Genomic DNA, 26,431 nt, shown 5'->3' with positions numbered 1-26,431 from the left:
GTGATTTAATGACGTGCTGCTCAGTAATTGCCTGATGCCTGCAGGTATGCTATTCCAGACGTTTGACGGCCGTGGCGGCTGCAAAACGGCTAAAAATAAATTTATAAAAACAGGGCATGGACAAAATAAAACACGGCCTGCCGTAGTGAAACGGTACAGGGCTTAACTGACGGGGTTAGTACCAGTAACTAGCACATGCAACAGCAACAACAGCTATAAAAAGGTGTTTGCTGAATTGGCATACTTGATCCGGCAACAATAAGAGAGGAGGAGATGCCCGGCGTGTGAAGCCGGCGGTCTGTAATGGTTGATGATGCGTGTACTTTCGTTTGCATTGCTATTAAATTTATATGTTCCCGTTCGTTCGGGATAGGATTTGGCACCTTCCATGCGGTGGTTGCCAGAGGGTCCGGGAGCCTAGTCTCTCGCCTCTTCTTTATAAATTTCTGCAGAACCTGATACATGTATGAATGTGTTCTGCCCTACAAAGATACGAATTTTTATTTTACCTGTATACAAATATGCAATAAATATATAAAATCTATGTGTTTGGTAGAGATTTAAAAAAACAGTAAACGTTTCAGGGGAGCACTGGCGGGCATTCCGCTGTTTTATCAGCTAAAATTATTTTAAGCATAATGCCGGCACATCCGGAGCAGGCGCTGCTTTAGTTTAAGGCACTCAACCGGCTTTCGTACAGCTAGCGTAATTCCTGTTCCTAGCCAGGCGGTGCTGCCCGGCAGGGCACAGGTGCTTACGCAGCCAGCCTGGTTACATATTTTACCAGCGAACGCTTGGCAATAGGAAGCAGCGCCTGCTCCAGGGGTACCGGAATTTTAGATATAGCCACAAAGGTAGCTGGATTTGGCAGCTCCTGCCGCTCGCGCAGCAGCTGCACTTTCAGGTTTTCGTGGGTTTGCACCAGGCCGCGGCGCACGGTTAACAGGTGGCGGGTGTTAATGCCGCGGTACTTCTCGTACGCGTTTTCAAAAACCGTAATCCGGTACACGTATACCTGTGTTTCTTTGCCCGGCAGCATTTCCAGGAACAAGTATCCTTCGTTATAATATATAGGTGTAATACCAACGGGCCTTAATTCGAGCTGGCGCTCCACAAAGTCGTATAGTTCTTTGCCTTCCGCAACCATCTCATTAAAAAGCGGGGCGGCAAACTGAATAATTTCGGCGAGCTGCTGCATGGTTTCATCATCCTCCACAATTTTCTCATACACCAGCTCCAACTTCTCAAAGTCGGCGCGGCTGATGCGCTGCGGAAACTGCTCGTATACCAGTTGCTTGTGCGCTTTTACCTGCAGGAGGTGGCGGTAGTGCATGAGCAAGTCAGAAAAAACAGGGTAGAGGTGCTGCTTGCCGAACTCAGCTTTTACGGCTTGCAGGTAAGCCAGCAGCACGTATTTTTTATACTCGAAGTCGATGAGTCCTTCGGTTAGCCAGTTGACGGGTAGGGTGTTCATAAGCCTTCAACTTTAAGGGTGTATACCTGATGCTTAAACGAAGAAGGTGCGTGCTTTGGTCTGCCTGCCGGGCAAAACCAACAAAATTATTAAGAGGGTTTTCGGCAGCGCTACAGCGGCCAGTTTCGGGGTAATTTTGCTTTTTGCGCCTGTAGCGGGGCGACTTTGCTGTGCAATTGCTGTAATACATAGTTTGCATCCGCCTCATACTCCACATACAAATCCTCGTGCAGCTTAGCCAGTTTGTGCAGCACAAACTGCATCCGTTTCACCAGGTAATCCTGCAGCGTATCGGCGCGGTAAAGGTGCGCTACTATAAAATCCAGGTGTGTTTGCAGCGTAAGCCGCAACAGGAGCAGGGTGAGTTGTATTTCGCCTTCCTTGTCTTTGGTATACTTTACGTGGCGTGTAATCAGGCTGTTCAGGCTGCGCATGTCCATCATCAGGTAGCCGGGCGAGTAGAGGTCATACGATGCCAGTTTGTTGATTTCCTGTTCTACCGCCTCACGCCTTTGCTGCAGCGTATCGCCCTGCTCCACTAATTCAAACTGCAGGCGGTTACACAGGTCCGGGTCCTTTTTCAGGAGGCGGAAGAGCAGCTTGTCTTTTTCAGCACCAGGCAGCCGGCTGATGGCGGTTTTAAACTCGGTGGTGAACTGCATCTGTTGTTTTGGTTGGCTTATGCAGAAATACGGGAAAGATATCAATAAGGCTTGGTTATCTCAAGATCTCGCGGTGTGCGTAACTCCCGTGCGTGTCTGCACCAGAAACCGGGCGCTCACAGATTATGTCATAACCATAGGTGTAATGCCGCCAGCAAATGGTATAATAGTTGTCTGTTTAAACTATTTTCCTTATACTTATCGGCTGTTAGCGTTTGAACATCATTAACCTGGAGAACAGGCACATGTATGTTTCTGGCAACGGTAGCACATTGATTGCTTCAGGATTGTGGCGCTTTGCCCGCGTGTGATACTTTTCTGTTGCTTTATAGTTATTTATCAACCGCATCCTATTAAATTTATACCCTTAACCATTAAGCATATACACAACTCAGCATGTTAAAAAAGAACCCATTAAACAAGGCGCTCTACCTGATGGCAGCCTGTTTGTTATTCCTCTGCTCGTGCAGTAAAGAGCGCTCCGACAAGCCGAAGGTGCTGGTCTTTAGCAAAACAGCCGGCTTCCACCATGCTTCTATCCCGGCTGGTATTGCGGCCATACAAAAGCTTGGCAGCGAGAACGGTTTTAATGTGGACACCACCACCAACGCCGCTTTTTTTAACGAAGACACCCTAAAGCAGTACAGCGCGGTTATTTTCCTGAGTACGACCGGCGATGTGCTCAACAATTACCAGGAAGCTGACTTTGAGCGCTATATACAGGCGGGGGGCGGCTTTGTGGGCATCCATGCGGCCACCGATACTGAATATGACTGGGGCTGGTACGGCAGGCTGGTGGGCGCTTACTTTAACGGCCACCCGAAGATACAGGAAGCTGTGCTGCATGTGGTAGACAAAGAAAATCCTGCCACCAAGCACCTGCCCGACCCGTGGAAGCGCACAGATGAGTGGTATAACTTTAAGCAACTGAACCCGGAAAACAAGGTGCTGCTGACCATTGATGAAAGCAGCTACGAGGGTGGCACCAACGGCGAAACCCACCCGATGGCCTGGTACAAAGATTATGACGGTGGCCGCTCTTTTTATACAGAGCTGGGCCATACGGACGAGTCTTACCAGGACCCGTTGTACCTGAAGCATATTTTAGGCGGCATTCAGTACGCCATCGGCCATAACCTGGCAGGGGAATATGGCAAGGTAAAGACGCAGCGGGTACCCGAAGAGAACCGTTTTGTGAAGACACCCCTTAGCACTGGCAAATTCTTTGAGCCAACTGAGATGGCTATCCTGCCGGATGAAAACATTCTGGTGGCGCAACGCCGGGGCGAACTGATGCTGTATGATCCAAAGGCAAAGGACATAAAGCAGGTCGGCGCTCTGAACGTATACTATAAAACCGGCGTTGACGGCGTAAATGCAGAGGAAGGGGTACTGGGCCTTGCCGCTGACCCAAACTATAAAGAGAACAACTATATTTACCTGTTCTACAGCCCGGCCGATACGTCCGTAAACCGCCTCTCGCGCTTTGTGTACAAAAACGGCAAGCTCGATAATAGTTCTGAAAAAGTAATGCTGCAGTTTTACTCGCAGCGCCAGATCTGCTGCCACACCGGTGGCTCTATTGCCTTTGGTCCCGGCAACCTTCTATACTTGTCTACCGGCGATAACTCAACGCCCTTTGATGAAAAGAACCAGGCTTATGCCAGCCATGGCTACGCCCCCCTGGACGACCGCCCGGGACACGAGCAGTATGATGCCCGGCGCTCAGCCTCTAATTCCAACGACCTGCGGGGCAAGATCCTTCGCATAAAAGTTAATGAGGATGGCACTTATTCTATACCGGAAGGCAACCTGTTTGCGCCAAATACGCCAAAGACGCGCCCCGAAATCTATACTATGGGCCACCGCAACCCGTACCGCATTTCTGTAGATCAGAAGAACGGTGTGCTGTACTGGGGCGAAGTAGGACCGGATGCCGCTGCCGACAGCCTGGAAACCCGCGGGCCTAAAGGGTATGACGAAGTGAACCGGGCCAGCAAAGCCGGCTATTTCGGCTGGCCTCTGCTGATAGGTAACAACTATGCCTATCATGAGTATAACTACGCCACGGGCACCCCGGGACCGGCTTTTGATCCAGCCCACCCTGTTAACAATTCTGCCAACAACACAGGCATAAAGCAGCTTCCACCGTCGCAGCCTGCCTTTATCTGGTACCCTTATGACGATTCTCCTGACTTTCCGCAGGTAGGTACGGGTGGCCGCAATGCCATGGCCGGCCCGGTATACTATACCGATATGTTTCCGGAAGAAACCCGCTATGCCGACTATTACAATGGGAAGCTGTTTATCTACGACTGGATCAGGAACTGGATGAAGGTGGTAACCATGACACCGGACGGCAAACTGGATAAGATAGAGCCCTTTATGCCCGGAACGAAGTTAACCGGCCTGATAGACATGGAAGTAGGACCGAATGGCAAGCTTTACCTGCTGGAGTATGGCTCTGGCTGGTTTTCTCAAAACGATGACTCCGGCCTTTCCCGCATAGATTACCTGCCGGGCAATCGTCCGCCCAAGATTGCCGAACTGACAGTGAACAAAACCAGTGGCAAATTACCATTAATAGTTACAGCAAAAGTGAATGTGAGTGATCCTGAAAAGGACAAGCTGCACTACATCTGGCAGATAGATAAAACCACCAAAGAAACCTCGGAACCAACGCTTACTTATACTTTTAAAGATAAAGGCGATCACCAAATCAGTGTAAAAGTACTTGACGAAGAGAAAGCAGCGGCTGAAAGCAGCGTGGCAACAGTGTATGCCGGCAACGAGCAACCCAAGGTAGACATCGTCCTGCAAGGCAACCACAGCTTTTACTTTGGCAGCAATCCGGTAAAATACAGTGTAAACGTGTCGGATGCAGATGGTAATGTGGATCAAAGCAACCTGTATGTGTCTACGGATTATATTAGTGGCAGAGATCTGGCCGGTGCATCTATGGGGCACCAGGTGGTTTCGGCGGAAATTCTGGGCAAAAACCTGATGCTGAGCCTGGACTGCAAAGCCTGTCACTCGATAACTGAAAAGTCTATCGGACCAGCTTATACACAGGTAGCGCAACGCTACCAGGGCAATCCGCAGGCATATGAGCACCTGACAAACAAGATTATAAAAGGCGGAAGCGGCGTTTGGGGGGAAGCAAATATGCCGGCGCACCCCAACCTGAGCCCAGCCGATGCCCGCCAGATTGTGCAATGGGTAATGTCGCTGAATAATAGCGAAGAGGCCAGAAAATCATTGCCGGCTACAGGAGCGATAACACCCAAAGTTGATCCGAAGCAGCGGCAAAACTCTGTGATAAAGCTGGCTGCTACTTACACCGACCAGGGAGGAGACGGTGTTCGCCCGCTGTCGGATTCAGAAGTACTTTACCTGCGAAAAAGCGTGCTGCAGCCGGGAGACTTCAACGACGCCAAGGGCTTTGCGGGTAAAGAGGTAGACGGAGGCCATTACTCTATTTTCCCGGCTGAGGAAGGATGGCTGCTGGTAAACCAGATTGATCTGTCCGGTATCAGTGGTATTCAACTTAATGCGCTGAGCGACGGAAGCAAGAGCCGTTACCAGGTAGAAGTGCGGTTGGGCAAACCTAACGGCAAAAAGATCGGTGAAGGAGAAATGACTTTCAACAAGGAAGGAAAAGTAACCACTACGATTCCGCTGCAACAGGTGGCGGCCGGAAACCTGCAGGATGTATACCTAGTAGTGCGCCCAATGGGTGCCGGAGAAGGCAACAAACCGCTGCTCGAAACAGTGCAGTTTATGCCGCAGGCTAACTCCTGATTTGCGAAGTATAGCCATTATAGCAGCGTAAAAGACGCAAAGCGCAGCCGGTATAAATAAGGTACTCGGCTGGTGCTTTGTACTAATACAGTTAAAGTAACGGTAAACAGATTACAAGCGGGCCGGTTTTCAGTGTTATGCAGAAGTATAATGCTGGAAACCGGCCCGCTTTTTTATGGGAGGTTCTGATGCTTTCTGCGCATTACAACGAGGGGAAGCTTAACAGCGGAATTATCCTGCAACAGCTAATTTGCCGGCCTTCACCAAAGAACAGTGCAGGAAGGAGACTGTATAGTTCTGCGGGATATAAGTATAAATCCAGCATGGCAGATAAAGCGCTTAAGTATAGCGCAACCCGCAATAAGCAAGGCAGTTCGCTGCGCTGTGACTTAACTGTTAAAAGAGCTATAGGAAGATGCTTTTGATACTGCCTGCAGGTATATGTGTCGTATCTGGCTCAGATACAGAGTGTTAATCAATTGAGGGAATTTGTATAAATACCTTAAGATTTTTTTTAAAAATAATAAGAAAATTGCTTTGATTTAATATTTAGAAAATAGTATATTTGAGCTGGGAAATACTTCCTCTTAGATGAGGATTTTTTAAATTTTATGAGAAGCAAAGCAACAACAAACCAGGTAGACGAGTATCTCGAGAAACTGGCACCCGAAAAACAACAACTGGCACAGGAAGTACGACGAATCGTTCATGCCTCCGTAGCTCACCTGGAAGAATGCGTGCGTTGGGATTGCGCCTGCTATTTTTTTTATGGTCCCGTGTGTTATTTCGCCTCATCGCGCAGTGGCATCCATTTCGGATTTTTCCGGGGCAAAGAGCTTGCTGATCCGGCAAAACGCCTGGTTAGCCGCAATGGGCAGCTGCCGCATATCAAAATCCGTTCTATGGAAGATATCGATGAAAACTACTTTGCTGACATGGTTCGCGAAGCGGTGCTGCTGAATCAGAACTAAATAATTTCGTCGCAGTTGTGCCGGCTGCATTCCTGGCCCGGCACCTCCAGTTCTACGGTTACATGGCTGATGTCCATGCCCGCCATGGCGGCGCGTACCCGTTGCTTTACGGCTTCTGCGTCCTGTAGCCGTAAATCAGCTTTTACCACAGCATGCATGGTGAGGATGTTGTAAGTGCCGTCCAGCGTCCAGATATGCAGGTCGTGCACTGAATTTATGTCCGGCAGTTGCTCCAACCGGGTCTGTACATCTCTGGGGTTCAGGTTGGCAGGCGTGCCCTGCAGCAATATCTTCATGCTCTGGCGCAGGTTGCGCACCACATTATACAGTACATAACAGGTGATGCCCAGCGACAGCAGCGGATCAATAACGGGAAAATTGAAGAAGTAAAGTATAATACCGCCCACCAGCACCGCCACCCAGCCCAGTACATCTTCCAGCAAATGCAGCCGCACCACACGCTCGTTTAAGGAACTGCCGCTTTTTAACCGCAGCACTGCCGCTCCGTTTACCACAATACCCAGTACGGCAAAGCCCATCATGCCGGCGGCATTAACCGGCTCCGGATGAAAGATGCGCGGAATAGATTCGTACAGTACCACAATAGAACCTACCAGCAATACCACCGAATTGATAACAGCCCCCAGCAGCGAAAAACGCTTGTAGCCGAAAGTATAATGCTGGTCGCGGCCACGCTTGGCCACTTTCTCAAAATACCAGGCCAGCCCCAGCGAGAGCGAATCACCCAGGTCATGCAGCGCATCCGACAGAATGGCCATACTGTTTATCCAGAGGCCGCCAAACAACTCCAGCACCGTGAAGCTCAGGTTTAGAAAAAAAGCTACCTTGATGTTATCCCCGGCATGATGGTGATGGTGTCCGGGGGCAGAATGGTCGTGGTGTGCGTGTGCCATACATTGTAAAACGATTTCTTGTGCAATAGGATTAGCCAGGCGCTGCCCCGGCAACAAAGAAGCATGTTAGTTGTTTTAAAGCGATGCTGTAACTTTACAACCCGGGCGGCGCACAAATTTACAGCAACTGCCTTAAAGTATAGCCAAAACGCGCATGAGAATATTGCTGATTGAGGATGAGCCGAAAGTGGCCGCCTTTATAAAGAAGGGGCTGGAGGAGCAAACTTACGAGGTAGACCAGGCCTACGACGGTACCTTTGGCGTAAAGCTGGCGCTGCAGCATGAATATGATTTGGTGCTGCTCGACATCATCCTGCCCCACATGAGTGGCCTGGACGTGTGCCGCGAAATCCGCAAACATAACCCCACCATCTCCATCCTGATGCTCACTGCGCTGGGCACCACCGACGACAAGATTACCGGGCTGGATGCCGGCGCCGACGATTACCTGACCAAGCCCTTCGAGTTTAAGGAACTGCTGGCCCGCATCCGGGCGCTCACCCGCCGCGGCTCCGACAGCAGCAATGGCGAAAAACTAAGTATAGCCGACCTGGAAATGGATCTGGTAAAGAAAACCGTTACGCGCGGCGGCAGCCCCATCAACCTGACAGCCCGTGAATTTGCCTTGCTCTACTACCTGCTGCGCAACCAGAACAGGGTAGTGTCGCGGGTAGATATTACGGAGCAGGTATGGGAAACATCGTTTGATACCGGCAGCAACGTGATAGACGTGTACATCAATTTCCTGCGCAAAAAAGTAGACAAAGGGCACCAGACCAGGCTTATCCATACATTGGTGGGCATGGGCTACGTGCTGAAAGTACAGGAGGACGCATGACCATCCGCACAAAACTAACCCTGCAGTTTGCCAGCATTTTCGCCCTTATACTTGTGCTGTTTTCGCTGGTGATATACTATTTCACGTCCCTCTACCGACAGGACGATTTCTACAAGCGCATCGGGCGGCGCGCATCCATTATGGCGCATCATTTTTTAGAGGCCGATGAGGTGGATGCCACCACGCGGCACCACAACGAGGTGCTGTCTTACCAGGTGCTGCCGCATGAGGCCGTGCGCATTTACCGTACTGATGGTCGTTTATACTTAGCGGAAGGAGAGGGCAACCTGGGCGTGGATAAGAAGCAACTGGCAGAGGTTGTGCAGAAAAAAGAAGTACGCTTTTCGGAAGGTGTACGGCAGGTGGTGGGTATTTATTACCCCGATAACCAGGGCAATTTTGTCGTGCTTTCTTCGTCCGTAGACGAGTATAGTCTGCAGAAACTACAGCACCTGGAAGTAATCCTGGTGGTAGGTTTCCTGGGCTCGATGGTGGTGGTACTGCTGGCCGGCTGGGTGTTTTCGAAGCAGGCGATGCGGCCCATTATTAAAGTGGTAAGCGAGGTAGAAAAAATCAGTGCGTCGGACCTGCACAGGCGCCTGAGCAATGCGGATGGTGCCGATGAAGTATCGCACCTGGCCCAAACCTTTAACAAGATGCTCGACCGGCTGGAACTGGCTTTTGAGATGCAGAGCACCTTTGTGTCCAATGCCTCGCACGAGCTGCGTACGCCGCTCACCGCCATGATGGGCGAGCTGGAGGTAGCCCTGATGAAACCGCGTGAGCCGCAGGAATACCAGCGCGTGCTGCAATCCATCCTGGAAGATGCCCGCCTGCTCACCGAACTGTCTAATGGCTTGCTACAGATTGCACAGGCAAGTATAGATGCCTCCAAAATAAAGAAAACCTACCTGCGGTTCGACGAACTGGTGTGGATGGCCCGCGAACAAGCACTGAAACGCCAGCCCAACGCCCACATCGATATTGATTTTGCCAACGTGCCCGAAGAGGAAGACCGCCTGGTGGTAAAAGGCAACGAAGCGCTGCTGCTGATTGCCGTGGTGAACGTGTTGGAAAATGCCCTTAAATTCTCTCCGCAGGAGCGCCGCAGCATCAGCTGCCAGCTGGAAGTACTGCGCCACGAGGTAGCGCTGCGGGTGCGGGACAGAGGGCTGGGCATCATGCCGGAAGACTTAAAACATGTGTTCGTGCCTTTTTTCAGGGCTGAAAACGTGCGCAACATTACCGGCCACGGCATCGGCCTGCCCCTGGCCGAGCGTATCCTGAAACTGCACCGCGGCACCATTTCCGTTAACTCTAAAATAAGCGAAGGCACCGAAGTAACCATCACCTTGCCGCAGGCTTATGGCTTTATTCCGTCCGAGCGCTGATTTTAATCGGATTTTAATATTGTTTTAATTCCGGCTTAATGTGGCCGCGATAAGTTTGTAGCACAAAGGCTGAGGAGCACACCGCTCCGGGCTATACTTACAAACGTTATTAACAGTCGGAATAAAATGAAAGAAATTACAAATTCACCGGGGTACCTGAACAGCCTTGGCAAGGACATACCCGCCGGTTTGGTCGTCTTTTTTGTGGCCCTGCCGCTTTGCCTCGGCATTTCGCTCGCTTCGGGTGCACCGCTTTTCTCCGGCGTCGTGACGGGCATTGTGGGCGGACTGCTAGTGTCCTGGCTTAGTGGCTCGCAACTCAGCGTGAGCGGCCCGGCTGCGGGCCTCACTGTTATTGTGCTCAACGGCATCGAAACGCTGGGCTCTTTTGATGCTTTTCTGCTGGCCGTGGTGCTGGCAGGTGTCATCCAGTTGGGGTTGGGTTTTTTTAAGGCGGGCATCATCGGTTTATACTTCCCCTCATCCGTTATCAAGGGGATGCTGGCGGCCATTGGTCTAATCCTTATCCTGAAACAGATTCCGCACTTTCTGGGTGCTGACGAAGATTTCTTTGGCGAGATGCAGTTTTTTCAGCCGGACGGCCGCACCACTTTTTCTGAAATAGGCCACGCTTTTGCAAGTATAGAGTTGGGCGCGCTGCTGATTGGCGTCATCTCGCTGGCTATACTTATCGGGTGGGACCGGCCGGCATTCAAGCGGTTTAAGTTCTTTAAGCTGATTCCGGGCGCACTGGTTGCTGTGCTGCTCGCTATTGTCCTCAATGCGCTGTTCGTTTCTTTCATGCCGGAGCTGGCGGTTGCGCAAAGTCATCTGGTAAGCCTCCCCATTATAAATGGTATTAGTGACCTGGGCAGTGAGCTGCGTTTTCTGAGTTTCGACCAGCTTGCCAGTCCTTCCCTTTACGTGGTGGCGTTTACCATAGCGATTGTGGCCAGCCTCGAAACGCTGCTGAGTGTGGAAGCCGTCGACAAACTGGACCCGCACAAGCGCCGCAGCAATACCAACCGCGAGCTGAAAGCGCAGGGCATCGGCAACATGGTGAGCGGGCTGGTTGGTGGCCTGCCGATGACGGCCGTGATTGTGCGTAGCTCCACCAATGTGGCGGCAGGTGGCCAGACGCGGGTAGCCAGTTTTGTGCACGGTCTTTTCCTGCTGCTGTCGGTCTTGTTTCTGGCAGGTTTCATGAACCAGATTCCGCTGTCTGCACTGGCGGCGGTGCTCCTGGTAGTAGGTTTTAAGCTTACCAAACCAAGTCTTTACAAAAGCCAGTTTAAGCTGGGGTGGGAGCAATTTATCCCTTTTATTGTAACCGTATTAGCTATTCTGTTTACTGATCTGCTGGTAGGTATTAGCATCGGGTTGGCCGTTGGCGTGCTGTACATCCTGAAAGCTAACTACAAATCACCTTATTTCTTCCACAAAGAGGAGCACAAAGACCGCGAAGAAATTCGCATCCGGCTGAGCGAGCATGTCTCGTTCCTCAACAAAGCCAGCATCATCCTCACCCTGGACCATCTGCCGCCTCACAGCCATGTGGTGATAGACGGCGAGAACTCCGCCTATATTGATTATGATGTGGTGGAAGCCATCCAAGAATTTAAGAAAACAGCCCACGAGCGGCACATTGAAGTAGAGCTGCGTAATGTGCCGGAGGTGCAGGTAATGGAGCTGCATTAATGCATTGCGCAGAGTAATAAAAGGAGCTTAAAACGATAAAATGAAAAAAACTGCCTATACTTTGCTGCTGATTCCTTAAACTTGCCTTCCGGAAATTTATGTAAACAACCGCAGGAACTTTACAGTTTAAGTAAAAAGAAGAAGTGTCTGGTATAGCAACAAGCCTGTAACTAAAGACTAAATGGAAAAGATTTTTGAGAACAATAAAAAATGGGTAGAGCAGCGGCTCACCGAGGACAAAGATTATTTTACAAAGCTGTCGCAGGGCCAGGAACCCCGTTACCTGTTTATAGGTTGCGCCGACAGCCGGGTGCCGGCCGGTGAGATTACGGGTACCGGGCCGGGCGAAATGTTTGTGCACCGCAACATTGCCAACATGGTGGTACACACCGATATGAACCTGCTGTCGGTGCTGCAGTATGCGGTGGAAGTACTGAAGGTGCGTGATATTATCGTGTGCGGGCATTACGGTTGTGGCGGCGTAGCGGCGGCGGCCAGCCACCGCCAGTTTGGTTTGATTGACAACTGGCTGCGCAACATCAAAGACGTGATTCGCCTGCATGAGCGTGAGGTGATGAGCATTTACGACGAGGAAAAGCGGCTGCGCCGGCTGGTAGAACTAAACGTAATAGAGCAGGTACACAACCTTTATCAGACCTCCATTATCCAGAATGCCCTTCGGACAGAAACTCCCCCGAAACTGCATGGCCTGGTGTATGATATCCGCGAAGGCTTGCTCCATAACCTCAACATCGATATAAATTCCTTTAAGCGCTACGAGCATATCTATGGCATGCAGGCAGCGCCGCTGGATGAAGAAAATACGCCGGATGATGTTGCGGCGGAGTAAAGTATAAATCCAACTGATAAAGACGCAAAAAGCCCCGCTATATTCGTAGCGGGGCTTTTTATGTGGAGATACATCCACTATTCTCAGGTTAAGAACAACCGTTTACCGTATAAAAACGGATGCCGGTTATTACTTACCACTCGTAATCTCTGCGTGAAGAGGAGCCATAAGAGTATGGAGGCCCGGTGTAGTTGTTTCTGCTGCTTCCATAACGGTTGTCGCTGTCATAGTCGCGGGCGTCGTCCATTCTTCTTCTGCGTTCGGCATCGTCGTCACCAAACCATGATTTTATTTCATCGCCTGCTTTGTCGAGGAATCCACGGTCATGATCGCTGTTGCGATCGTTGTCATAAGACGAGTAGCGGTTCGACGAACTGTAGCGACCTCTGTCATAGTCGTTGTAATCAGATGAGCCATAGTTTGTGCCATAACCTGAACCGTAGCTGTTATAGTTGTTGCTGCGGTTGTAAGACGAGTTCCTGTAACTGTCGTTATCGTTATCGTTTGTCACCCTGTCCCAGGCATTGGATACACGGTCTTTGGTGCGGTCCCAGGCATTTTCTATTTTGTTACCGGCACGATCCCAGCTGCTGCGGCCATTGTTATCTGAATCATAATCGTTGTAGCGGTTACTGGAAGAACCATAGTATCCGGAAGAGCCGTATCGGTCGCTGTTACCATAGTTGCCATAGTTCGACGAGCCATAGTAGTCGCTGTTGCCGGAGCCATAGTTAGCGCCGGAAGAACCATAATTGCTGCTGTAGTCGTTTGAGCCTGATCCGTAGCGGGAGCCTGAACCGCTGCTGCCATAGGTTGCGCCGGAGCCGTAGCCTAAATTGTTGTTATAGCTTGAGCTGGCATAGCCGGAGTTTGCAAACGTATCGCGGCCCGAGCCCATACCGTCCCGGCGGTTACTTACAAAACTGTTGCTGTGGTTGCCATTACCCAGTTCAAAGTCATTGGAATAATAATTTCGTCCTGCGCTCCTTGTTTCAGAGCGCTGGTTGTCGTTATAAGGGTTATACCCTGAATTTTCATAGCTTCTCATAGTTGTCGTTTTTATGTATTTAAAATAATTTCAAAGAATGTATGCTGCAGTCGTTCGCCGCAGTTTATATTTTTTACGGCTAAAAAGTCTATAATGTTATATGCGCCATTGTATCCGGCGCTACCTGATGCGCTTCTTTGGGACAGCAAAACCTATAGATTTCCGGCGGTAATCGCATACTGTGCGGCAACGGTATAAAATAATTGTATTATGAGGTATAAAGTTGAAAGTATGATATCTGATACGATTTATACTTTTAAAAGTCATGAGCTGTAAAGTAGTATAAGGAGGCTTGTTTTATTGGATAGATGTTGCAGGAACAAAATTGCTTAATTGTAATTATATTCATAATATTGTTTTGCGCAATCAACTTGCTTTGTAACTTTGTAGGGAAGTATAAATACCTCTGCAGCAGCTGGTAAACGCTGGCAGCCGCAAATACAAACATTAGCCATAATAGTATGAGCATGAAAGCAAAGCTGGCCGCTTTAGCTGCTGCAAGTATAATGATGTTTACAGCATGTGAGGATCTGTTGGAGGACGGTACCCTGCAGCCGGACGGGTCCAAACCAAGTATAACAGTAAACAACCCGGTCAATAACCAGTCTGTAACAGCCACCAAAGGGCTGCGCGTCAGCGTTACGGCTGTTGACAAAGATGAATTCAGTGATATTACTTTTGTGGTAAAAGGCAGTTCCGGCGAGAAATCCCTCCTTGACTTTAGCAAGGTGGCAGATAAAAATGTACTGGAACTTGATACGCTGCTACCCATCGGCAACTTTATGCCGGGCGATTATACTTTGTCTATCTCAGCGACAGACAAGCGTACCAACGTAATGGTGCAGGACGTGAAGTTTTCTGTGAGGTAAGGTGCCGGCGTCTTTATACCTTAGCAGTGCGGGCAAGTATAATTTTATACTTGCCCGCACTTTTTTAATCGAACTGGTAAACGACCTGCCACTGCTCATTCAGGGCAAGTGCCGCATCAAACGGCTGGCCTGTTTTTTCGGAAACGAAGCCTTTTATCTTTGGTGTTTTACCTTTTAGCAGCAGCGCAGACAGTTGTTTCTCTGTCAGCTGCCTGCCGCCTTTCTCAAACGGAACGATAAACTGGCAGCCCTCCCGGAACCGGCTGCAACCATAAGCAGCTTTGCCCTTGAGCAGTTTGCCCTGTTTGCAGCGCGGGCAAGTTGCAAATGGATCGGCTGCAGCGGCTTTCTCCACCTTTTCCGCAACCAACTGATGTGCCGCATCCAAAGTAAGTATGGCATCGAAATTCTGGCCCTGCGCATCCGTAAAACCTTTGATAACGGGCGTTTTGCCTTTGCTCAACAGCACCTGCACCTGCTTTTCCGTTAGTTGCTTGCCCTGCTGCGCTATCGGAATCAGGAAACGGCAGCCATCGTTGTAGCGGCTGCAGCCATAGGCTTTGGAGCCTTTCAGGATGTGGCCCTGCTTACAGGACGGGCATGTACCGAGGCCGGGCGTGGTAGCAGTTTTAGGTGTGGCAGTGTCTTTCTTCTTTTTGCTTTTGTCTGCGGGCTTTTGCTCCTCTGTCTGCGGCTCCAGCGTAACAGTTGCTTTGTCATACTTTACTTCCTGTACCAGGCTCACTACAAAGTCCTGCAACTCCTGCAGAAAGGCATCGGCTTTAAACTCACCTCCTTCAATCTGGCGCAGTTTGCGTTCCCACTGGCCCGTCATCTCCGCCGATTTCAGCGTCTGGTTCCGTACCACGCCAATCAAATCAATGCCCATCTGGGTAGGCACAATTTTCTTTTTCTCTTTGCGGATGTACTGCCGTTTGTACAGTGTTTCGATGATGGCGGCACGCGTGGAAGGGCGGCCGATGCCATTTTCTTTCAACGCTTCCTTCAGTTCCTGGTCGTCTATCTGGCGGCCCGCTGTTTCCATGGCGCGCAGCAGCGTGGCTTCGGTATACTCTTTGGGCGGGTTCGTCATCTTCTTTTCCAGGAGCGGCGCATGTGGCCCGTGCTCTCCTTTATCGAAGTGCGGCAATACACCAGCCGTTTCCTCTTCTTCTTTGTTCTCGCCTTCCTTACCGCCGGATGGTTCCGGTTTTATGTCTTCGGCGCCGTACAGCACACGCCAGCCCGGCTCCAGAATCTGTTTGCCCCGTACCCGGAACGCATAACCCGCCGACTCGGCCAGCACCGTGGTGTTGCTTACGATACAATCCGGGTAAAAAGCAGCCAGAAAACGGCGCGTGATGATGTCGTATACATCGGCCTCGCGCCCATACAAGCTGCCGGCGCTGGCTCCGGTGGGTATGATGGCGTGGTGGTCAGTTACTTTGTTGTTGTTGAATACTTTTCTGCTCTTGCGGATTTTGCCTTCCAGCAGCGGCGCTACTTCTTGCCTGTAGTTGCTGAGGCCCTGTAGTATACCCGGAATCTTCGGATAAATATCATCTGGCAGAAACACGGTATCAACGCGCGGGTATGAAACAACTTTTTTCTCGTACAGGCTCTGCACTGTTTTGAGGGTTTCGTCTGCCGACAGGCCCAGTTTGTTGTTGCACTCAATCTGCAGCGATGTCAGGTCGAAAAGCCTGGGCGGCGACTCGGTTCCTTTCTTCGTTTCTACGTCCGTTATGGTCAGCTCTGCCTGCTGTATGGCCCCGAGTATCTGTTGTGCCTCTTCCTCTTTCTGAAAGCGGCCGTTGGTGCTGGCAAAAGTGGTGTCGCGGTAAATGGTTTTGAGTTCCCAATAAGGCTGCGGCACGAAATTGGCAATTTCGTGGTGGCGGTTTACGAGCATGGCCAGCGTGGGCGTCTGCACGCGCCCGATAGAAAGTGTCTGGCGGCCCTGTCCATACTTGAGCGTAAAAAGGCGGGTAGCGTTCAGGCCCAGCAGCCAGTCGCCGATAGCGCGGCTCTTGCCAGCCTGGTACAGCGAGTCGAACTCGGAACCCTCGCGCAGCTGGGCAAAACCCTGCCGGATGGCCTCTTCGGTGAGAGATGAAATCCAGAGGCGCTTAAAAGGCTTTCTGTATTTGGCTTCCGTTAGCACCCAGCGCTGTATCACTTCGCCTTCCTGCCCGGCATCGCCGCAGTTAATCACTTCATCAGCCTCAGCCAGCAACTTTTTAATGATCCTGAACTGCTGTTCCACGCCTTTATTCTGTATCAGTTTAATGCCGTATTGTTCGGGCAGCATAGGCAGGTCGTACAGGCTCCAGCGCTTCCATTCGGGGCGGTAGTCGTCGGGCTCGCGCAGGGTACAGAAATGCCCGAACGTCCAGGTTACCTGGTAGCCGTTGCCTTCGTAGTAGCCGTCTTTCTTTGTCCTGGCGCCCAGCACCAGGGCAATTTCGCGGGCGACGCTAGGTTTCTCAGCAATGCAAACTTTCAAGCTCTTCAGGGATTACAGGATTCTACAGAAGCCAAATTTACGGTTTTTAGGGTGCATGTGCGAATTTTAAGAAGTATAAATAGTGGGTTTCCTGTGTAAGGATGCCAGGGTTTGCGTTATACTTTGTTGCAGGTTATACTTGTGGCTATACTTGGTAGCTGTTGTTCATCCTCAGTTTTATACTTGTCCTGTTTCATTTTTACATTGGCGCCCTCAAGGCCGGGAGGCCTCGTCCCTGGGCATCGCGCGGTGTAGCTGAAGCTGCCCTCGCCAGGGCTCATGCTGCCTTCGGCACCGCAACAGCTACAAGGCGCTCAACCCTCGGACTGGAGACATTTCAATAGCTCTGCCTTTTGCTTCTCGTAAAGTATAGACCTCACTTAATTTATTACCTCTTCTTTGTCATCCTGCAAGGATCATGGTGGAAGGGAGTTTAAGCTATCACTACAAAACTTGTGCTTTGGCGTAAGCATCAGAGTTCCCTCTCCTGCTTTGGGGTAGGAGTCCTCTAAAAAGGAGAAGGTTGGGGTGAGGTAAAGCTGCTTATTATTAAAGTATAAACATCTTGAAGGAGTAGCTACGGGTAAGTTAGAAGGCGATGCTTTGAGCCTAAATCAACCACGGGAGTATCGCAGTTATAAAATAGTTTAATACCATATCATGCTGACATTAAAATATTTATGAGAGATTTGCATTATACAGGAACAAAGCCAGAACTTTAGCCGCAACCTCTTGTTATAGGCCTGGTATACTACAGCATAAAAGAAAAACACCATGAGATTTGCTTTTAACTGCCGTTCCGCCGCAGGGGCGCTTTTCCTGCTGCTAAGCCTTGGCTTACAGGCCTGCGAGGAGTTTGAGTACAGCCCTTATGAGGTGCGGCTGGATGACGATGAAAAGGATATCAACACGCGCAACATCGCCAGAATCGAAGCACTGGATATTGCTCCCGGCGATACCCTGCGCTTTATACTTTCGGCTGATGTGCAGGGGTTTTATGAAGAGAACGAAGCCATGGTGCACAACATTAACCAGCGCCACGATATTGATTTCCTATTGCTGGGCGGCGACCTGACCGATTTTGGGCTGGCGCAGGAATTTAAGCTGATACATGAAGATTTTAAAACACTTCAGATACCGTATGTAGCGGTAATAGGCAACCACGATGCTGTAAACAACGGGCAGCTGGCATTTAAAGCCATGTATGGCGACTATAATACCAGCTTTGCAGTAGGCAACAGCAAGTTTATACTACTCAATACCAATTATATTGAGTTTGATAAGCAGGCTCCGGATCTGGACTGGCTGGAGAAAGAGCTGGCAGCTTCTGCGGGCTACGAGAATATATTTGTAGTTTCGCACATACCGCCGGAGAACTATGAGTTCGGGCAGGAAAATGCCGCACGCTACGGGCAGCTGTTGAGCCAGTATAATGTTACTTTTTCGCTACACGGCCACAACCATACTTTTAAGTATAGCTTTCCTTTCGACGGTACTGTGCCATACGTACAAACCACAACCTCTAAAGACCGGGAATACCTGGTGTTTACCGTAATGGGGGATGATGTGAGCTTTGAACGTGTTCATTTTTAGGATCAGAATTTCATGAGAATTAAGATGTTTTGGGGAATGATCTGCTTGCTGGCGGTTCCTTCTCTTGCCCACAGCCAGGATGCCGGAGACAGCAATGCTGCACGCAAATGGTATGCACCGGATGCTGTAACGCTGCAGTTTGCCGGCAACATCGGCATGTTTTCCATTGCACCGGGCTATAGTTTTGCCCATGATAAAATTAATGCCGAACTATCTTATGGCTTCGTGCCGAAGTTTGATGCCGCCGAAGCCCTGCACCTGCTCACGCTGAAAGGAATCTACAAGCCTTTCCGGAAAGTGCCTTTGCATAACGATTTCTCGCTAACCCCGCTGCGGGTAGGTATGGGGCTCAGCTATTACTTCAGGAGCCAGTTTTCTACCAATTGGTCTAACGCGTACCCTGCCAGCGATTATTACTGGTGGACGAGCAGCTTACGCCTGACGGGCGGTTTAGGCCCGGCTGTTAACTATGCCTTGCCCAACAGCAACACGTTCAAAGAGCTGAGCCTCTACGGTGAGGTAGGCACGTATGACCTGATCGCAACCTCAGCTTTCAAAGACGAAACCCTGACCAAGTGGGATATCCTTAGTTTCGGAATTGGTTTGCGGGCAAGTTTTAAATAAGTATAAACTTTAGGGCGGAGGCGTAAACCACATGCAGCCTATAGGTAAAATGATGGTAATACTCGGGGTTATACTGGTGCTGGTTGGCCTGGTGGTATGGCTGGCCGGCGACAAATTCAGCTGGTTCGGCCACCTGCCCGGCGACATCCGCATCGAACGGAAAAACATGCGGTTCTATGCGCCCTTTATGAGTATGCTGCTGCTTAGCCTGCTGTTTTCGCTGCTGTTGTGGCTGTTCAGGCGTTTTTTCTGATTCTGTGCCGCTGCTTTCGCTATACTTTTCTGACTTACCGGGGCAAAGCAAAAAGATTAGTTGGCTGGGATATGCGAGATTATGCAGCCGGCTTTTAAGATATAATAGCGCCTTTCAATATGCCCATCACAAAATAGAGGATTGTGAGAATTTTCATATCCGTATATTTGTATCTTTGTGCTGTAGTCTGTTCAAAATTAATAGCACAAGTATAACAGTGTTGCTGTGTAAGTATAGCTCCGGTTTCCCGGCTGCTCCGGCTGCTGTACCAACTATTCCCTATGTATTTTATTCTTTCCAAAACGCTTGATTTCCTGCTGATGCCTTTCCTGTGGGTGCTTTTGCTCCTGCTGCTTGCTCTCTTCCTTAAATCTGCCGCAAAGAAACGGTTTTGCCTGGTTTCGGCAGTTACTATCTTGCTGGTGCTATCCAACCCTTGGCTGGCCAACATAGCCTGGCGGGCGTGGGAAGTGGATGCTGTTCCTGTCAGCCAGGTAAAGTCCCACGATGTGGCCATTATCCTGACGGGTGTTACAAGTTACCGGAACGATATTCCGGATCGCATTCATACTGCAAAAGGTGCAGACCGGTTCCTGCAGGCCCTGCAGTTATACCGGCTGGGAAAAATCGATAAATTCCTGATTTCAGGCGGGAGTGGGCTTATTATAAAAGACAAGGTGCCTGAGGCAGTTCAAATCAAGAAAATCCTGCTGATCGCAGGCGTACCCGAAGGAGACATTTTCATAGAAAGTAACAGCCGCAATACCCGCGAAAATGCAGTAAATACCGGGAAGGTACTGGCAAAGCATCCGGAATGGGAGCGGCCGCTGCTGGTAACCTCGGCTTTCCATATGCGCAGGGCTGCAGGCTGCTTCCGGAAAGCAGGCATAAAAACCGATACCTACAGTACCGATTTTTATGCCGGTGAAAAAAGTTATGCCCTGGACGACACCATCATCCCCAGTATAGAAGCCTTTGATCGCTGGCACTTGCTGCTGCACGAGATAGCCGGGTATGCGGTATACAAGCTGCTGGGTTATTGTTGAGGTGCTAAGTAAAAGGACATAAGTATCAGGATATTTGACACAAGATTTGTTTGTGTTAGCGAGTTGATTGATAAGCGTTTCATATCAAAATCTCATCCTGAAAAACACATTATTATTTTTTGTCTGCTTACTTAATTGTTCAGAAGTTTGATAGTCAGTGATTTGAGAACGAACATCTTCAAATCACTACATCTTCAAATTTCCTGATTGTAATTAGCACATCAGCACATTAAAAAGCAGCACATTATTATGCTACCCAGATACTCTTTTGGTTTACAAACTCGCGTATGCCGAGGTAGGAAAGCTCGCGGCCGTATCCTGATTTCTTGATGCCGCCAAAGGGCATCTCCGGCGAAGAAGCAACCAACGCATTCACAAACATAGCGCCTGTTTCTACCTGCCGCGCTACCCGCAGTCCGCGTTCCCTGTCCTGTGTCCAGACGGCGCCACCCAGCCCAAAACGGGAGTCGTTGGCAATCCGGATGGCATCTTCCTCATCTTTGGCTATCATAACGGCGGCTACCGGGCCAAACATCTCCTCGTCGTAAGCCGGCATGCCTGGGGTTACATTTTTGAGAATCATGGGTTTAAAGTAGGCGCTTTCGGTGTCGGTGCGGCCACCATCCAGCACTACCTGAGCTCCTTTTCTGAGTGATTGCTGCACCTGTTCTTCCAGCTCTACAGCCAGATCTTTGCGGGCCATAGGTCCATAGTCACAGTCATCCGTAAGCGGGTTGCCAGTTTTCAGGGCGCCCATCATTTCCTTCATACGCTTCAGAAAGTCATCGGCTATACTTTGCACTACAATAAAACGCTTGGCGGCAATACAGCTTTGTCCGGTGTTCACCATGCGCGATTTTACGGCAAATGTAGCAGCTTGCTCAAGGTCTGCATCATCCAGTACAATAAAAGGGTCGCTGCCGCCCAGTTCCAGCACGGTCTTTTTTATCTGCTCCCCGGCTTTGGCAGCCACCATTGATCCAGCGGCTTCACTGCCCGTGAGGGTTACAGCTTTTACCAGCGGGTTCTCGATAACAGCGTCTACTTCTTTTGAACCGATCAGGAGCGTCTGGAATACATCATCCGGGAAGCCCGCCTTGCGGCAGATTTCCGCTATTGCCAAGGCACATTGCGGCACATTAGAGGAGTGCTTCAGCAAGCCTACGTTACCCGCCATCAGGGCCGGCGCCAGGAAACGGTACACCTGCCAGAAGGGGAAGTTCCAGGGCATTACAGCCAGCACCACGCCCAGCGGCTCGTAAGCAATCAGACTGCGGGAGGCTTTGGTTTCTACCGCTTCATCTTTCAGAAAATTTTCGGCATTTTCGGCGTAATAGCGGCAAACTGTGGCGCATTTCTTTACCTCGGCCACGGCATCTTGCAGGGGCTTGCCCATCTCCAGGCTGATGATGCGGCCATACGTTCCTGCTTCGTTTTCCAGGATATCCGCCTGCTGCTGCATGTACTGCGCCCGCTCCCCGAAACCAGTCTTTTTCCAGCTTCTGAAAGCAGCCTCAGCCGCTTCTATTTTCTGCTTCACTTCCTCAGGCGTGTGCGGCGTAAAGGTTTTCACTACCTCGCCGGTGGCTGGGTTTTTTGTTTCTATGGCCATGCTGTTTATGTTGCTTAATTTGTTCTGTAAGTATACGGCAGGGTATAGCCGGGATGTTGTTGTTGTTTCGTAGTTGAAAAGATATTTAGGTTACAGGCAACAATTTACTCTCAAAAGAGTTAGTAAAGCAGTTTCCCAAAATAAAAACATAAATTTGCTGTGGATGACAAAATTCATCCAGGATTTAAGCGTTAGCATCTTTGCCAAACCAACCGACATATAAACTAAGCGAGGAGGAACTGATAGCCCGGCTGCGCGCACGCGACGCACAGGCGCTTTCCGTGCTCTACGACATGTACAGCGCAGCGCTTTATGGCGTGGTGCTGCAGATTGTAAAAGTAGAGGAAACAGCGGAAGACGTGCTGCAGGAGGGTTTCGTTAAAATATGGAACTCATTCCACAGTTATGATGAGGCAAAAGGCAGGCTGTTTACCTGGATGATAAACATTTGCAGGAATTTAGCCATCGACAAAATCCGCTCAAAGCAGCACCGCGTAAGTCAGAAAACGCAGGATATCCCTGTATCGCCGCGGGCAAACCTGGGTACCGAATCCTTTCGGCCAGAGCACATTGGCGTGCGCGAAATCACGGAGAAATTAAGCCCCGATCAAAAGCAGATTATCGATCTGATGTATTTTGAGGGCATGACGCAAAGTGAAATCGCGGAGGAGTTTGATATTCCGTTAGGAACGGTAAAGACAAGAGCGCGCAGTGCAATTAAATTATTGGGAAAGTTTTTTAAAGGACGTGAATAGCGAAGAATACATAGCGTCCGGAATATTGGAAATGTACGCCCTGGGTGCATTGAACCAGCACGAACGGCAGGAGGTGGAGCGTATGGCCGCCAGCTCGGCAGAAATACAAGCTGCCCTGCAGGAGGCTTGCGAGGCAATAGATAATTATGCCCGGCTGCATGCCGTGCCACCAAGGCCGGAACTCAAGGCAAGCATTATGCAACACATTGCTGCAGTATCGCCTTTGGCAGGCGGCTATGCGGACGAAGCAGATAATGTGCGTCCGCTGTATCCTGCTGCGGAAAAGAAAGCGTTGCCTTACAGGTGGATGTTTGCTGCCAGTGTGGTGTTGTTTCTGCTATCAGGTTTCCTGAGTTATCATTTCTATCAGAAGTGGCAGCAGGCGGAAGGAAAGTTGTCTACGGCACTAGCCTCACAGCAAACGCTGGCGCAAAATTATCAGACGGCCTCTTACCAGCTTAACCAGCAGGAGCAGCTCCTGAGAATGCTGCGCGATGAAGATTACAGGCCCGTAAAACTGAAGGGTGTGGAAGCGCATCCTAACGCAAACGTGATGGTATACTGGAGCCCGCAGCAACAGAAAGTATACGTTGATGCTGTGCAACTGCCGGCACTGCCGGCGGGCAAGCAGTACCAGCTGTGGGCGCTTTATGACGGCAAACCCATAGATGCCGGAATGCTGCAGGCAAATGGCCAGCCAGGTATGCAGCAGATGAAGCAGATTGAAGCCGCACAGGCTTTTGCCATTACCCTTGAGCCGGTTGGCGGGAGTATAAACCCCACGCTTGACCAGATGTTCGTGATGGGCGAGATAAAATCCTGATAAATTTTCCGGGTGCCCGTTACTTGTAAAATGGCAGTATTAGGGCGTTGTATAGGTATGAAAACCGCAGCACCCGGCTTGCGTAACTTTGCTATACCTGCGTGCACTGTAACTTAACAAAACAAAAGTGTCTATCTTACAAGTATTCAGCTTGTTAAAATAGTGAAAGCTGTTTGGCTACCAGCGGCTGATGCTGTATTATACCTGACAATTTACCTGTAATGCCCGGCTTTAGGTACAATATAGCGCTGCTTTCCGCATCTGAAATCCCGCATTATGCTGCTGTCCGGCCGGAATAATTTGCAGCCGGATAGCAGAAATATCACTGCTTCTTTTACATTTTACTGTAACAAAATATACTGTAGCAGGTAGAGAGGTATATAAATAATGCGTCCTAGATGAACGAAACTGCCGATACCGCTATTTTGCTGTTTGCACACGATGCAGCCCACGAGACAAAGTATAAATCTTTCTGCTCGGGACATGCTGTCGCCAGGAACAAGGAAGTGGCAGAAGTATTGTTGCAGCACACCTTCAGCGTCGTGAAGCAGAGTAAATTGCCGCTCGTTACAGTTCTAACAGCACAACAGTCCGGCAGAACATTTGGCGAGCGCCTGGCCAATGCATTTCAGGATGCTTTTGAAGCAGGTTACCAGCGGGTAATATGCATTGGCAGCGACTGCCCGGCCCTTTCGGCAGCAGACTTGCGAACAGCCGGAGAATCGCTGCAGCAGCATGACATGGTAATAGGGCCCGCAGCTGACGGCGGCGCCTACCTGATAGGCATGCATATCAGCTGCTTCGACCCTGAGGCGTTTGCTATGCTGAACTGGCAAACCGGCAAGGTACTGGATGAGCTTACCTTGTACTCCTTCCGCCAGCATTCCACCCTCGGGTGTTTTGCCCTGCTTGCCCCGAAAGCAGACATTGACTCGGCCGAAGATTTTACCCGTGTCCTGCAGCGCCTGCCTTTCAGGCTCCGGATAAAGCTGCTGATCATCTACAAAGGACATTTCCTGAGATTCCCGCTGCTCCGTAACCTGTTACTAAAGCCGCTTGAATTATACCTGAGCAAGCTGCTGCTGCGCGCTCCTCCATTTTAAATCACCTTCTTCTGAACTTTGGTAGCCTTTTCCGGTTGCTGTAGTAAGGCTGCCTCCGGATTACAGGCTTGCCCGGCTTTTTTATTAGCATAGCAACTATAAAACAGCAGCTAAATCCGCTTGCGGGTATAGCTGCGTATCTATTGAGCCATATCACTGAAACTACCGCACCACATGGAAAATACGTATTACAACCCGGCTGATCTTGCTAAATTTGGCAATATATCTGAACTGCAGCCTGAAATGGGCCGCAAATTCTTCGACTATTATGGCGAAGTTTTTAAAGAAGGTGCACTGACGGAACGCGAAAAATCATTAATTGCCCTGGCCGTGGCGCATGCGGTGCAATGCCCTTACTGCATTGATGCTTATAGTACCGATTGCCTGCAAAAGGGAGCCGATGAGAACCAGATGATGGAAGCCGTACACGTAGCTGCTGCCATCAAAGGTGGTTCGGCGCTGGTGCATGGCGTGCAGATGATGAACAAAATCAAAGAACTGACCATGTAACAATGGGGTCCACTGTAAAATCATTAAAAGGCCAGCATCACCAGCTGGCCGATTCCGCCTTTCAACTCAATGTACTCCAGCAATCCAGGCGGCAGGGGGATGAATTCCCTGCTTTCGCAGAGCGCCTGCGCGAACACGGGCTGTATCCGTTAACACCAACGGGCACTACCATCCTGCAGGTAAATGTGGGCAAAATGTGCAACCAGACCTGCAGGCACTGCCACGTAGATGCCGGCCCCGACCGCAAAGAGATTATGACGCGCGAAACGATGGCGCTGTGCCTGCAGGCGCTGCAACGGGCACCACAAATCACCACGGTAGATCTGACCGGCGGCGCACCTGAGATGAATCCTGATTTCCGATGGTTTGTAGAGGAAATATCAGCTATGGGGCGGCACGTAATCGTGCGTTGCAACCTCACCATTATACTTGCCAACAAAAAATATCATGATCTCCCGGCGTTTTTTAAGCAACATGGTGTGCACGTAATATCGTCGCTGCCATACTTTCAGGCGTCACGCACCGATGCCCAGCGCGGTGAGGGTGTGTTCGAGAAATCCATCAAAGCCCTGCAACTGCTGAATGAGGTAGGGTATGGGCAGGAAGAAACAGGTTTGTTGCTGGATTTGGTATACAATCCCTCTGGCGCATTTCTGCCGGGCAGCCAGGCGTCACTCAAAGCTGAATTTAAGCGCAGGCTCAGTAGTGGCTATGGCATTGTGTTCAACGACCTGTTCTGCATCACCAACCTGCCCATTAGCCGCTATTTAGATTACCTGGTGCAAAGCGGCAATTACGACAGCTATATGCAGAAGTTGGTAGACGCCTTCAACCCGGCTGCCGCAGCCGGCGTGATGTGCCGCAACACCATTTCGGTAGGGTGGAATGGCTATCTCTACGACTGCGATTTTAACCAGATGCTCGACCTAAAAGTAGCCCCAAAAGCCATGCAGCATCTCCGTGATTTTGATGTTGCCGCCCTTGATGCGCGCCACATTGTGTTGAACCAGCACTGTTACGGCTGCACCGCTGGCGCCGGCTCCAGCTGCGGCGGCGAAACGGTGAAGTAAGGCGCGATATTATACCTGAG

At 50.2% G+C, this 26,431-nt stretch carries 22 protein-coding genes and 1 riboswitch; of the genes, 16 read left to right on the top strand and 6 right to left on the bottom strand.

The window, feature by feature from the left end; genetic code table 11:
- Positions 1-343: 343 nt before the first annotated feature.
- A riboswitch (SAM riboswitch) is annotated at positions 344-445 on the bottom strand.
- Between the two features lie 309 nt (positions 446-754).
- Positions 755-1,474: a hypothetical protein gene (locus tag I2I11_RS12960; RefSeq protein WP_196268145.1), complete on the bottom strand. Its 720-nt coding sequence runs from the start codon at positions 1,472-1,474 to the stop codon at positions 755-757.
- Positions 1,475-1,584: 110 nt separating this feature from the next.
- Positions 1,585-2,136, bottom strand: a complete 552-nt coding sequence (locus tag I2I11_RS12955) for a hypothetical protein (protein WP_196268144.1) — start codon at positions 2,134-2,136, stop codon at positions 1,585-1,587.
- 396 nt (positions 2,137-2,532) lie between these two features.
- Here I2I11_RS12955 and I2I11_RS12950 point away from each other — a divergent pair, with 396 nt between their 5' ends.
- Together I2I11_RS12950 and I2I11_RS12945 are read left to right on the top strand one after the other, a co-directional pair.
- Positions 2,533-5,937, top strand: a complete 3,405-nt coding sequence (locus tag I2I11_RS12950; RefSeq protein ID WP_196268143.1) for a ThuA domain-containing protein — start codon at positions 2,533-2,535, stop codon at positions 5,935-5,937.
- Between the two features lie 611 nt (positions 5,938-6,548).
- Positions 6,549-6,908: a DUF1801 domain-containing protein gene (locus I2I11_RS12945; protein WP_196268142.1), complete on the top strand. Its 360-nt coding sequence runs from the start codon at positions 6,549-6,551 to the stop codon at positions 6,906-6,908.
- On the opposite strand, the gene I2I11_RS12940 is transcribed toward I2I11_RS12945, so the two are convergent.
- Complete coding sequence (locus tag I2I11_RS12940) at positions 6,905-7,822, bottom strand: cation diffusion facilitator family transporter (RefSeq protein WP_196268141.1); 918 nt, start codon at positions 7,820-7,822, stop codon at positions 6,905-6,907. The genes I2I11_RS12945 and I2I11_RS12940 overlap by 4 nt on opposite strands.
- 154 nt (positions 7,823-7,976) lie before the next feature.
- On the opposite strand from I2I11_RS12940, the gene I2I11_RS12935 reads away from it, so the two are divergent.
- The 4 genes from I2I11_RS12935 to I2I11_RS12920 all read left to right on the top strand — a co-directional run bounded on the left by I2I11_RS12935 (position 7,977) and on the right by I2I11_RS12920 (position 12,599).
- Positions 7,977-8,660, top strand: coding sequence for a response regulator transcription factor (locus I2I11_RS12935; RefSeq protein WP_196268140.1), 684 nt, complete (start codon positions 7,977-7,979; stop codon positions 8,658-8,660).
- On the top strand, positions 8,657-10,051 hold the full coding sequence (locus tag I2I11_RS12930) for a HAMP domain-containing sensor histidine kinase (protein ID WP_196268139.1): 1,395 nt from the start codon (positions 8,657-8,659) through the stop codon (positions 10,049-10,051). The genes I2I11_RS12935 and I2I11_RS12930 overlap by 4 nt, the downstream gene beginning before the upstream one ends.
- Positions 10,052-10,177: 126 nt before the next feature.
- Complete coding sequence (locus I2I11_RS12925; protein ID WP_196268138.1) at positions 10,178-11,749, top strand: SulP family inorganic anion transporter; 1,572 nt, start codon at positions 10,178-10,180, stop codon at positions 11,747-11,749.
- A 181-nt stretch (positions 11,750-11,930) separates the two neighbouring features.
- A complete protein-coding gene (locus I2I11_RS12920) occupies positions 11,931-12,599 on the top strand; it encodes a carbonic anhydrase (protein WP_196268137.1) in 669 nt (222 codons plus the stop codon).
- A 133-nt stretch (positions 12,600-12,732) separates the two neighbouring features.
- On the opposite strand, the gene I2I11_RS12915 is transcribed toward I2I11_RS12920, so the two are convergent.
- Complete coding sequence (locus I2I11_RS12915) at positions 12,733-13,647, bottom strand: SWFGD domain-containing protein (RefSeq protein ID WP_196268136.1); 915 nt, start codon at positions 13,645-13,647, stop codon at positions 12,733-12,735.
- A 461-nt stretch (positions 13,648-14,108) separates the two neighbouring features.
- Here I2I11_RS12915 and I2I11_RS12910 point away from each other — a divergent pair, with 461 nt between their 5' ends.
- Complete coding sequence (locus I2I11_RS12910) at positions 14,109-14,516, top strand: Ig-like domain-containing protein (RefSeq protein ID WP_196268135.1); 408 nt, start codon at positions 14,109-14,111, stop codon at positions 14,514-14,516.
- A gap of 64 nt (positions 14,517-14,580) precedes the next feature.
- On the opposite strand, the gene I2I11_RS12905 is transcribed toward I2I11_RS12910, so the two are convergent.
- On the bottom strand, positions 14,581-17,022 hold the full coding sequence (locus I2I11_RS12905; RefSeq protein WP_196268134.1) for a type IA DNA topoisomerase: 2,442 nt from the start codon (positions 17,020-17,022) through the stop codon (positions 14,581-14,583).
- A gap of 774 nt (positions 17,023-17,796) precedes the next feature.
- Between I2I11_RS12905 and I2I11_RS12900 the strand changes: the two genes are divergently transcribed.
- The 4 genes from I2I11_RS12900 (at position 17,797) to I2I11_RS12885 (ending at position 20,538) form a co-directional block, all read left to right on the top strand.
- Positions 17,797-18,615: a metallophosphoesterase family protein gene (locus I2I11_RS12900; RefSeq protein ID WP_196268133.1), complete on the top strand. Its 819-nt coding sequence runs from the start codon at positions 17,797-17,799 to the stop codon at positions 18,613-18,615.
- Between the two features lie 12 nt (positions 18,616-18,627).
- A complete protein-coding gene (locus I2I11_RS12895) occupies positions 18,628-19,239 on the top strand; it encodes a hypothetical protein (RefSeq protein WP_196268132.1) in 612 nt (203 codons plus the stop codon).
- Positions 19,240-19,288: 49 nt separating this feature from the next.
- Entirely contained in the window at positions 19,289-19,492 is a 204-nt protein-coding gene (locus I2I11_RS12890) for a DUF2905 domain-containing protein (protein WP_230680254.1), read from the top strand.
- Positions 19,493-19,773: 281 nt separating this feature from the next.
- Positions 19,774-20,538 carry a YdcF family protein gene (locus I2I11_RS12885; RefSeq protein ID WP_196268130.1) on the top strand — a complete coding sequence of 255 codons (765 nt, stop codon included), beginning with the start codon at positions 19,774-19,776 and terminating at the stop codon, positions 20,536-20,538.
- Between the two features lie 247 nt (positions 20,539-20,785).
- Here the strand turns inward: I2I11_RS12885 and I2I11_RS12880 are convergent, their stop codons facing one another.
- Positions 20,786-22,150, bottom strand: a complete 1,365-nt coding sequence (locus I2I11_RS12880) for an NAD-dependent succinate-semialdehyde dehydrogenase (RefSeq protein WP_196268129.1) — start codon at positions 22,148-22,150, stop codon at positions 20,786-20,788.
- A gap of 200 nt (positions 22,151-22,350) precedes the next feature.
- On the opposite strand from I2I11_RS12880, the gene I2I11_RS12875 reads away from it, so the two are divergent.
- The 5 genes from I2I11_RS12875 to arsS all read left to right on the top strand — a co-directional run bounded on the left by I2I11_RS12875 (position 22,351) and on the right by arsS (position 26,411).
- Entirely contained in the window at positions 22,351-22,905 is a 555-nt protein-coding gene (locus tag I2I11_RS12875) for an RNA polymerase sigma factor (protein ID WP_230680251.1), read from the top strand.
- Positions 22,898-23,728, top strand: a complete 831-nt coding sequence (locus I2I11_RS12870) for an anti-sigma factor (RefSeq protein ID WP_196268128.1) — start codon at positions 22,898-22,900, stop codon at positions 23,726-23,728. The genes I2I11_RS12875 and I2I11_RS12870 overlap by 8 nt, the downstream gene beginning before the upstream one ends.
- A 398-nt stretch (positions 23,729-24,126) precedes the next feature.
- Positions 24,127-24,831, top strand: a complete 705-nt coding sequence (locus I2I11_RS12865) for a TIGR04282 family arsenosugar biosynthesis glycosyltransferase (protein WP_196268127.1) — start codon at positions 24,127-24,129, stop codon at positions 24,829-24,831.
- 174 nt (positions 24,832-25,005) lie between these two features.
- Positions 25,006-25,341 carry an arsenosugar biosynthesis-associated peroxidase-like protein gene (locus tag I2I11_RS12860; RefSeq protein ID WP_196268126.1) on the top strand — a complete coding sequence of 112 codons (336 nt, stop codon included), beginning with the start codon at positions 25,006-25,008 and terminating at the stop codon, positions 25,339-25,341.
- 2 nt (positions 25,342-25,343) lie between these two features.
- Positions 25,344-26,411, top strand: a complete 1,068-nt coding sequence (arsS, locus tag I2I11_RS12855; RefSeq protein WP_196268125.1) for an arsenosugar biosynthesis radical SAM (seleno)protein ArsS — start codon at positions 25,344-25,346, stop codon at positions 26,409-26,411.
- Positions 26,412-26,431: the final 20 nt, after the last annotated feature.

This window comes from Pontibacter rufus, from assembly GCF_015694705.1.
GTDB lineage: Bacteria > Bacteroidota > Bacteroidia > Cytophagales > Hymenobacteraceae > Pontibacter > Pontibacter rufus.
This window is presented reverse-complemented; position numbering and strand designations above follow the sequence as displayed.

Bases quoted from the DNA above. Each gene is read 5' to 3' on its own strand.
- I2I11_RS12915 (WP_196268136.1), bottom strand. From the start codon at position 13,647: ATGAGAAGCTATGAAAATTCAGGGTATAACCCTTATAACGACAACCAG.
- I2I11_RS12880 (WP_196268129.1), bottom strand. From the start codon at position 22,150: ATGGCCATAGAAACAAAAAACCCAGCCACCGGCGAGGTAGTGAAAACC.
- I2I11_RS12940 (WP_196268141.1), bottom strand. From the start codon at position 7,822: ATGGCACACGCACACCACGACCATTCTGCCCCCGGACACCATCACCAT.
- I2I11_RS12860 (WP_196268126.1), top strand. From the start codon at position 25,006: ATGGAAAATACGTATTACAACCCGGCTGATCTTGCTAAATTTGGCAAT.
- I2I11_RS12930 (WP_196268139.1), top strand. From the start codon at position 8,657: ATGACCATCCGCACAAAACTAACCCTGCAGTTTGCCAGCATTTTCGCC.
- I2I11_RS12895 (WP_196268132.1), top strand. From the start codon at position 18,628: ATGAGAATTAAGATGTTTTGGGGAATGATCTGCTTGCTGGCGGTTCCT.
- I2I11_RS12885 (WP_196268130.1), top strand. From the start codon at position 19,774: ATGTATTTTATTCTTTCCAAAACGCTTGATTTCCTGCTGATGCCTTTC.
- I2I11_RS12920 (WP_196268137.1), top strand. From the start codon at position 11,931: ATGGAAAAGATTTTTGAGAACAATAAAAAATGGGTAGAGCAGCGGCTC.
- arsS (WP_196268125.1), top strand. From the start codon at position 25,344: ATGGGGTCCACTGTAAAATCATTAAAAGGCCAGCATCACCAGCTGGCC.
- I2I11_RS12890 (WP_230680254.1), top strand. From the start codon at position 19,289: ATGATGGTAATACTCGGGGTTATACTGGTGCTGGTTGGCCTGGTGGTA.
- I2I11_RS12945 (WP_196268142.1), top strand. From the start codon at position 6,549: ATGAGAAGCAAAGCAACAACAAACCAGGTAGACGAGTATCTCGAGAAA.
- I2I11_RS12950 (WP_196268143.1), top strand. From the start codon at position 2,533: ATGTTAAAAAAGAACCCATTAAACAAGGCGCTCTACCTGATGGCAGCC.
- I2I11_RS12955 (WP_196268144.1), bottom strand. From the start codon at position 2,136: ATGCAGTTCACCACCGAGTTTAAAACCGCCATCAGCCGGCTGCCTGGT.
- I2I11_RS12925 (WP_196268138.1), top strand. From the start codon at position 10,178: ATGAAAGAAATTACAAATTCACCGGGGTACCTGAACAGCCTTGGCAAG.
- I2I11_RS12900 (WP_196268133.1), top strand. From the start codon at position 17,797: ATGAGATTTGCTTTTAACTGCCGTTCCGCCGCAGGGGCGCTTTTCCTG.
- I2I11_RS12935 (WP_196268140.1), top strand. From the start codon at position 7,977: ATGAGAATATTGCTGATTGAGGATGAGCCGAAAGTGGCCGCCTTTATA.
- I2I11_RS12960 (WP_196268145.1), bottom strand. From the start codon at position 1,474: ATGAACACCCTACCCGTCAACTGGCTAACCGAAGGACTCATCGACTTC.
- I2I11_RS12910 (WP_196268135.1), top strand. From the start codon at position 14,109: ATGAGCATGAAAGCAAAGCTGGCCGCTTTAGCTGCTGCAAGTATAATG.
- I2I11_RS12865 (WP_196268127.1), top strand. From the start codon at position 24,127: ATGAACGAAACTGCCGATACCGCTATTTTGCTGTTTGCACACGATGCA.